At 63.1% G+C, this 7905-nt stretch carries 2 protein-coding genes; one reads left to right on the top strand and one right to left on the bottom strand.

What is annotated here, in order from left to right:
- Positions 1-23: 23 nt before the first annotated feature.
- A complete protein-coding gene (locus IF199_RS11920) occupies positions 24-818 on the bottom strand; it encodes a helix-turn-helix transcriptional regulator (protein ID WP_096820562.1) in 795 nt (264 codons plus the stop codon).
- A gap of 492 nt (positions 819-1310) precedes the next feature.
- Between IF199_RS11920 and IF199_RS11925 the strand changes: the two genes are divergently transcribed.
- A complete protein-coding gene (locus IF199_RS11925; RefSeq protein WP_192560482.1) occupies positions 1311-7721 on the top strand; it encodes a non-ribosomal peptide synthetase in 6411 nt (2136 codons plus the stop codon).
- Positions 7722-7905: the final 184 nt, after the last annotated feature.

Raw genomic sequence — 7905 nt, forward strand, 5'->3', positions numbered from 1 at the left:
CCCATGATGAGAGAAACGCCGGATCAGGCCCCGGCCATCCATTTCGCCAGACCGTGACGACCACTGACCCCGAGCTTGGCGGCCGCGCGCTTGAGGTAGGTCTCGACCGAGCTGTTCTTGACCCGCAACCGCTCGGCCATCTGCGGCACGGTGCCGCCGGTCAGCAAGCCCAGGCAGACTTCCTTCTCGCGCACTGACAGGGTGATGTCGCCCAGCGCCAGGCGTTCGTCGAACACCTGTTGCAACGGTGTCTGCTCCTGATCGGCCTGGAGCGGGCGCGGTTGTCGGGCGACGATTTGCCGACGGATCTGCGCGTGACGCTCGATCAACGGCAGCAGGGTGTCGGACAGGCTTTTGAGAAACGACAGTTCCGGCAGGGAAAACACCCGGTGCGTGTGAGGGCGACAGAACGAGATGACACAGCGGCGGTTGGAGGTGCGTGACACCAGATTGCACTGATGGACGCTGCGGTGCGGGTGTCGTTGCTGCAGCGAAGCTTTGAGTTGAATCAGCAGCGAGTCATTCATCTCGATCATCTTCTGCAACAGCGGATGATCGTCCTGGCATTGCAGGGGATCCGGGGGCGGGAAGGTATCCGGCAAACCGGCGCTGCCCAATGCCTTGATCTCGACCACGCTGGCCTCGCGCTCGTCGAGTGTCCATTCGCTGAGATCCACCCGGTTGACCGGCACCAGGGTGTCGACCAACTGAAACATGTTCGTGGCGAAACGCTCGTTCCCCGTGCTGGCGATCAACTCGCCCAGCTGCCAATAGAAGTGCGGGTTGTCCATGTTGCGAAGACTGCCGGTCAGATTCATATCTTTGTCATCCTTGATTTAAAGCCATAGCCGAATCGTCTGCCGTGCATGCACCTGTGAAGCCGCCACCCAATCATTTCTCCTTGAAATCGATCTGGAGCGGGATTTAAGCCTATGCATTTGTCCTACGTCTGTAGGGGAAAACGGGGACACAAAGTGCCACTATTTCCGGATTAATGGCGCCACGTTTCTGTCAGTCCTAGGGTGACAAGCCTGTAGGACGTGACTGTGCGGTCTAGTGGAAACCCCGAAAACCGGGGTTCAGAGCGCCGTTTCCCACCATTGCGAAGTCGTAGTCAGCGCAGGTGGATGGCGATTGTCCTACAGGATTTTCAGTCATTTCTTTCCGAACTTTTGGTGGGATGGCCGGCCAGTCGAGGCCTGTCAGCCCGCAGGGCAGGGCAAAGAGGGGGGAGTTGTCCGGGTTTCACGTGTCATGCGGGTTTCGGGGCCGATGCTTGAATACGCGCCAAATCACATGAGACGGATCTTATGAACCAATTTGCTGCCGATGCGGCGGACGGTCTGTCCGCGATTTCCGAGGCCTTCCCGCTGACTGCCGCCCAGAGCGACATCTGGCTCGATCAACTGCGTCAGGGGGATTCACCGCTGTATAACATCGGCGGCTACGTCGAGCTGACCGGCCCACTGGATCCGGCGCTGATGCAAGCGGCTCTGGAAGGTCTCGTGGCCCGGCACGACGCCATGCGCACGATTCTGTTGCCGGGCGCCGGCCAGCACGGCTTGCCCCTGCAGCGCTTTGCGCAGTCCTTGCCGACCCCGATGCCAATCCATGACGTTTGCGCGCAGCCCGATCCACAGTCCGCGGCGCGCAGGCTGATTCAGGAACGCATCGAGCAGCCGTTCACGCTGGACGGCGGGCCGTTGTTCCGGTTTCTTCTGATCCGTCTCGATGCCGATCATCATTGGTTGTCGATCCTCGCCCATCACCTGATCGTCGACGGCTGGGGGTTCGGCGAGATGCTCAAGTCGCTGGACGAGATCTATAACGCGCTGGCGCTTGGGCAACAGCCGCCGGACTCGGCACCGTCCTATGTTGATTTCATCCATGACGATGCGCGTTATTACGAGTCGGCACGCTATACCCACGACCGGACGTACTGGCTGGAAAAGTACCGCAACCTTCCCGAGCCGTTATTGCTGCCCCGATATCAGGAACGCTTTGCCGGTGCCCCGGCCCCGACCCGGATTTTCTCTCAGGCTTTTCCCGCACGACTGCACGAACGCATGAAGTACGTGGCTCGCGAATACGGCGGGTCGGCGTTCCATGTGTTGCTGGCAGCCTTGCACGTGTATTTCAGTCGCACCGCCCAGCGTGACGAATGGGTGGTGGGGGTGCCGCTGCTCAACCGTTCCGGTGCCCGGTTCAAGTCCACGCTCGGGCTGTTCACTCAGGTCAGCGCAGTGCGGATGGGGTTTGGCCGGGCGTTGTCGTTCGGCCAATTGATCACGGCGATCCGTGACGAATTGAAGCGCGATTTCCGTCATCAGCGTTTTCCGCTGAGCGAAATGAATCGTGCATTGGGCCTGCTGCGCGAGGATCGCTCCCAACTGTTCGAACTGACGGTGTCCTACGAGCAGGATGTTCACGAGTACCGCTACGGCGAGGCTCAGGCGCGGGTCATCAAGGTCTCGAACCACGAGGAGGGCACGCCGCTGGCGGTGCATTTGCTCAGCACCCTCAACAACGACAAAGACAGTTTGTACATGGTCTACAACGAAGCCTATTTTGGCGCCGATGAGATCGAAGCGCTGTCCGGGCGCCTGTTGCTGGTGCTGGAACAGGGCCTGGAGAATGTTGACCTGGCGCTGGATGATTTCAATCTGAGCCTGCCAGCCGAATCGGCGTTGCTGCAGCAGTGGAATGACACGCGCGCGGATTACCCCAACGAGTTGACCATCCATCAGCGCATCGAAGCGCAAGCGGCGGCGCGGCCAGAGGCGGTGGCCGCAGAGTTTCAGGGACAACGGCTGACCTATGCCGAGCTGAACCGAAAGGCCAACGCCCTGGCCCATCACTTGATCGGGCTCGGTGTACGGCCCGATGACCGCGTGGCGCTGGTCGCCCGCCGAGGGCTGGACACGCTGGTCGCGCTGCTGGCGATCCTCAAATCCGGCGCCGGTTACGTGCCGGTTGATCCGGCCCATCCTGCGGAGCGCTTGAGCTATTTATTGCGCGACAGCGCTCCGGTCGTCGTCTTGACCCAGCGCGATCTGCGCGAACGGCTGCCGGTGCTGAATGTGCCAGTGATCGACATTGACGCGCGCATCTGGCCGGTCAACGATCTCAACCCCGAGGTCTCGGGCCTGACCACCGCGCATCTGGCCTACGTGATCTACACCTCCGGTTCCACCGGCCAGCCCAAAGGCGTGATGGTTGAGCATCAGACCCTGTCGAACCTGATCGATTGGCATTGCACTGCTTTCGATCTGTGCGCCGGTCGCCACACCTCGAGCCTCGCCGGCTTCGGTTTCGACGCCATGGCCTGGGAAGTCTGGCCCGCGCTGTGTGCCGGTGCGACCCTGCACCTGGCGCCGTCCCGCGACGGGGGAGAAGACATCGACGCGCTGCTCGACTGGTGGCGTGCGCAACCGCTGGACGTGAGTTTCCTGCCGACCCCGATTGCCGAATACGCCTTCAGCCGCCACCTCGAACACCCGACCCTGCGCACGCTGCTGATCGGCGGTGATCGCCTGCGCCAGTTCAATCGCGAGCAGACGTTCGCGGTGATCAACAACTATGGCCCGACCGAGGCCACCGTGGTCGCCACCTCGGGCCGAATCGAACCGGGTCGGACGCTGCACATCGGCAAACCCGTGAGCAATGCCACGACCTATCTGCTGGATGACCGACAGCGGCCGGTACCGATTGGCGTGGCTGGCGAGCTGTACGTCGGTGGCGCCGGGGTGGCGCGGGGTTATTTCAACCGGCCGGAGCTGACCGCCGAACGCTTTCTCGACGATCCATTCAGCTGCCAGCCCAACGCGCGGATGTACCGCACCGGCGACCTCGCACGCTGGCGCCCGGACGGCACTATCGAATACCTGGGCCGCAACGACGATCAGGTGAAAATCCGTGGTGTGCGCATTGAGCCCGGTGAAATCGAAGCCGCGTTGAGCAGCCATGAATTCGTGCGCGATGCGGTGGTGCAGGTGCGCGACGGGCAGTTACTGGCCTGGTTCACCGAACGCCAGCCGCTGGACATCACACAACTGCATGCCCATCTGCAAACCCGTCTACCCAGCGCAATGCTGCCGTCGGCGTACGTGCGCCTGGCGGTGTTGCCGCTGACGGCCAACGGCAAACTGGATCGCCAGGCGTTGCCTGCACCGGGACCTGAGGCGTTGATCCGCCGCGAATATGAAGCCCCGCAAGGTGACGTCGAAATCCTCCTGGCGCAGATCTGGGCCGAGGTGCTGCAAGTCGAAAAGGTCGGGCGTCACGATCACTTCTTCGAACTGGGCGGGCACTCGTTGCTGGCGGTCAACCTGATCGAGCGCATGCGTCAGCTCGGCATGAGCAGTGATGTGCGGGTGTTGTTCGGCCAGCCGACGTTGGCGGCACTGGCCGCGTCGGTGGGCACTGGCCGAGAGGTCGAAGTGCCGGCCAACCGCATTCCGCCGGGCTGCACGCAAATCACGCCGGACCTGTTGCCGTTGGTAGAACTGGATCAGACCACTCTCGACCGGATCATCGCCACGGTGCCGGGTGGGGCGGCCAACGTGCAGGACATTTATCCGCTGGCGCCGTTGCAGGAAGGCATCCTTTATCACCACATCACCGCCGCGCAGGGTGATCCGTACCTGCTGCAATCGCAGCTGGCGTTCGACAGTGTCGAGCGGGTCGAGGCCTACGCGGCTGCATTGCGTCAGGTCATGGCGCGGCACGATATCCTGCGCACCGCCGTGGTCTGGGAAGGCTTGACCACACCGGTGCAGGTGGTCTGGCGCGAAGCTGAACTGCCGGTGCAGGAAATCACCCTCGATCCGGCCGAGGGCGATGTCCTCGCGCAACTGCACGCGCGTTTCGATGCCCGGCGTTATCGCATCGACGTCAGTCAGGCGCCGCTGATCCGGCTGATGTATGCACGCGACCCGGCCCACGGGCGGATCGTGGCGATTCTGTTGTTCCATCACCTGGCGCTGGATCACATCGCGCTGGAAGTCTTGCGTCATGAAATGCGCGCCAACCTGTTGGGGCTGAGTGAACCGTTGCCGCCGGCGGTGCCGTACCGCAATTACGTGGCGCAGACACGACTGGGCGTCAGCGAACAGGAACACGAAGCGTTTTTCCGCGAGATGCTCGCCGACATCGACGAGCCGACCCTGCCTTTCGGTTTGCAGGACGTGCAGGGCGACGGTCGCGGCATCGACGAAGCCGTGCGAACGCTTGCGCCTGAACTGGACCGGCGCTTGCGCCTTCAGGCGCGGCAGGCAGGCGTCAGCGTGGCGAGTCTGATTCACCTGGCCTGGGCGCAGGTGCTGGCGGCGACGTCGGGGCAGGAACATGTGGTGTTCGGCAGCGTTTTTATGGGCCGCATGCAGGGCGGCGAGGGCGCGGACCGCGCGCTGGGGGTGTTCATCAACACCTTGCCATTGCGGGTGGACATGGACCGGGGCGCGCGCGATGCGGTGCTGCTCACCCACGCCCGACTGACCGACTTGCTCGGGCACGAACATGCGTCACTGGCGCTGGCCCAGCGTTGCAGCGGGGTCGCGTCACCGGCGCCGCTGTTCAGTGCGTTGCTCAACTATCGACACACTGACCTTGAGGCGCAGGAAGAGGCGTCGGACCAAGCCTGGCAAGGCATCCAGACCCTGGAGAACGAAGAACGCACCAACTACCCGATGACCTTGAGTGTCGATGATCTGGGTAGCGCCTTGCAGATCACCACACGGACCCTGATCAACATCGGCGCGCAACGCATCGGCGACTATGTGCAGACCGCGTTGCAGACGCTGGTGGATGCCCTGGAGCAGACACCACAACAACCGCTGAATCGCTTGCCGATTCTGCCGTTGGCGGAGCTTGAGCAACTGCTGGTCGGGTTCAATGCCAGCGAAGTCGATTGCCCGCTCGATCAGCCGCTTCAAGTGCTGTTCGAACAGCAGGCGCAACGCAGGCCCGACGCCATTGCCTTGCAGGCCGGGGATCAACAGCTGACGTATCGCCAATTGAACGAGCAGGCTAACCGTCTGGCGCATCATCTACGCGAGCAGGGTGTGCAGCCCGATTCTCGGGTGGCGATCTGTGTCGAGCGCAGCCTGGACCTGGTGATCGGCCTGCTCGGCATTCTCAAGGCCGGCGGTGCGTATGTGCCGCTGGACCCGGACTATCCGCTGGAACGCCTGCATTACATGTTGCAGGACAGCGCGCCGGTGGCGGTGCTGGTGCACGAAGCCACCCGCCATCTGCTGGGCGATCCGGGCGTGCCGGTCATCGATTTCGACCGTTGCACCTGGCAGGACGCGTCGGCCGATAACCTGCACGTACCGGGTTTGAGCGCTGCGAACCTGGCCTACATGATTTACACCTCGGGCTCCACCGGCACGCCGAAGGGCGTGATGATCGAACACCGAAGCGCCTGCAACATGGTGCATTGGGGCTCGCAGATCAGCCCGCCGACCGAGCACGGCGCGCTGTTGCAGAAGGCGCCGTTCAGCTTCGACAGTTCGGTGTGGGAGATCTTCTGGCCGCTGTGTTCCGGCCTGCGGCTGGTGCTGGCGCGTCCCGACGGCAACCGCGATTCGGCGTATGTGACCCAGGTGATTCGCGAACGACAGATCACCGTGGTCAAGTTCGTGCCAGCGCTGCTGCAACAGTTCGTCGAACAGGACGATGTCAGCCAGTGCACCAGCCTGACCGACGTGCTCAACGGTGGCGGCGAACTGACCGCCGCACTGGCCCGGCGTGTCCGCGAGCGCCTGCCATGGGTGCGTCTGCATAACGTTTACGGGCCGACCGAAACCACGGTCGACAGCACCGGCTGGACGCTTGAACCCGATCAATCGGTGCCGGAGGCCGTAGTGCCAATCGGCAAGGCGTTGAGCAACACCCGTCTCTATGTGCTGGATGCCCACGACCAACCGGTGCCATTCGGCGTCAGTGGTCACCTGCACATCGGCGGGGTCGGAGTCGCGCGCGGTTATCTGGGACTGCCGCAGATGCAGGCCGAGCGCTTCATCGACAGCCCGTTCGTGGCCGGTGATCGCCTGTACCGCACCGGCGATCTGGTGCGCTACCGAGCGGATGGCAATCTCGAATTCCTTGGGCGCAACGACTTCCAGGTCAAGCTGCGTGGCCTGCGTCTGGAACCGGGGGAAATCGAAGCGCGGCTGATCGAGCATCCAGCGGTGCGTGAAGCGGTGGTGCTGGTGCGGGATGAGCGGCTGGTGGCGTATTTCACCGTGCGTGAAGGCTTCGATGCGCCCAGCATCGAAACCTTGCGCGCCCATGTGCTTGAGCGCTTGCCGGAGTACATGGCGCCGGGCGCTTACGTGAAGCTCGATGCGTTGCCCCTGACCCCCAACGACAAGGTCGATCGCAAGGCCTTGCCGGCACCGGGGGCAGAAGCGGTGCTCAGTCGTCGTTACGAGGCGCCCGAAGGCGAGGTCGAGATCAGGCTGGCGCAGATCTGGGCCGAGGTGCTGCAACTGGAGCAGGTCGGGCGCAACGACCACTTCTTCGAACTCGGCGGGCATTCGTTGCTGGCGGTCAGTCTGGTGGCGCGCATGCGTCAGGCCGGGCTGCACGTCGATGCCCGGACGCTGTTCAGCCAGCCGACCCTGGCTGCTCTGGCGGCTCAGACTTCGGCGCAGTCAACGCAGGTGGAAGTCCCTCAAACCACCATACCGACGCTCAATCGCAAACGCCGGCTCTGAGCGACATCGGCGCCGATTCGCGGTTCCCGCGGATCGGCGCCATGACTGGCCGGTCACGGGTCTTGTCCCCGCTTCCCATGTCAGACACCCAAGCCCCGATGTTTTAGCTTTTCCGGGCTGCGCGTGGCCGCACGGATTCGCCGCTGCGCGCTCCTTTTTCCCGAATTTACAGCAGGTTACCCCC

The organism is Pseudomonas allokribbensis (assembly GCF_014863605.1).
In the GTDB taxonomy this organism is placed as follows: domain Bacteria; phylum Pseudomonadota; class Gammaproteobacteria; order Pseudomonadales; family Pseudomonadaceae; genus Aquipseudomonas; species Aquipseudomonas allokribbensis.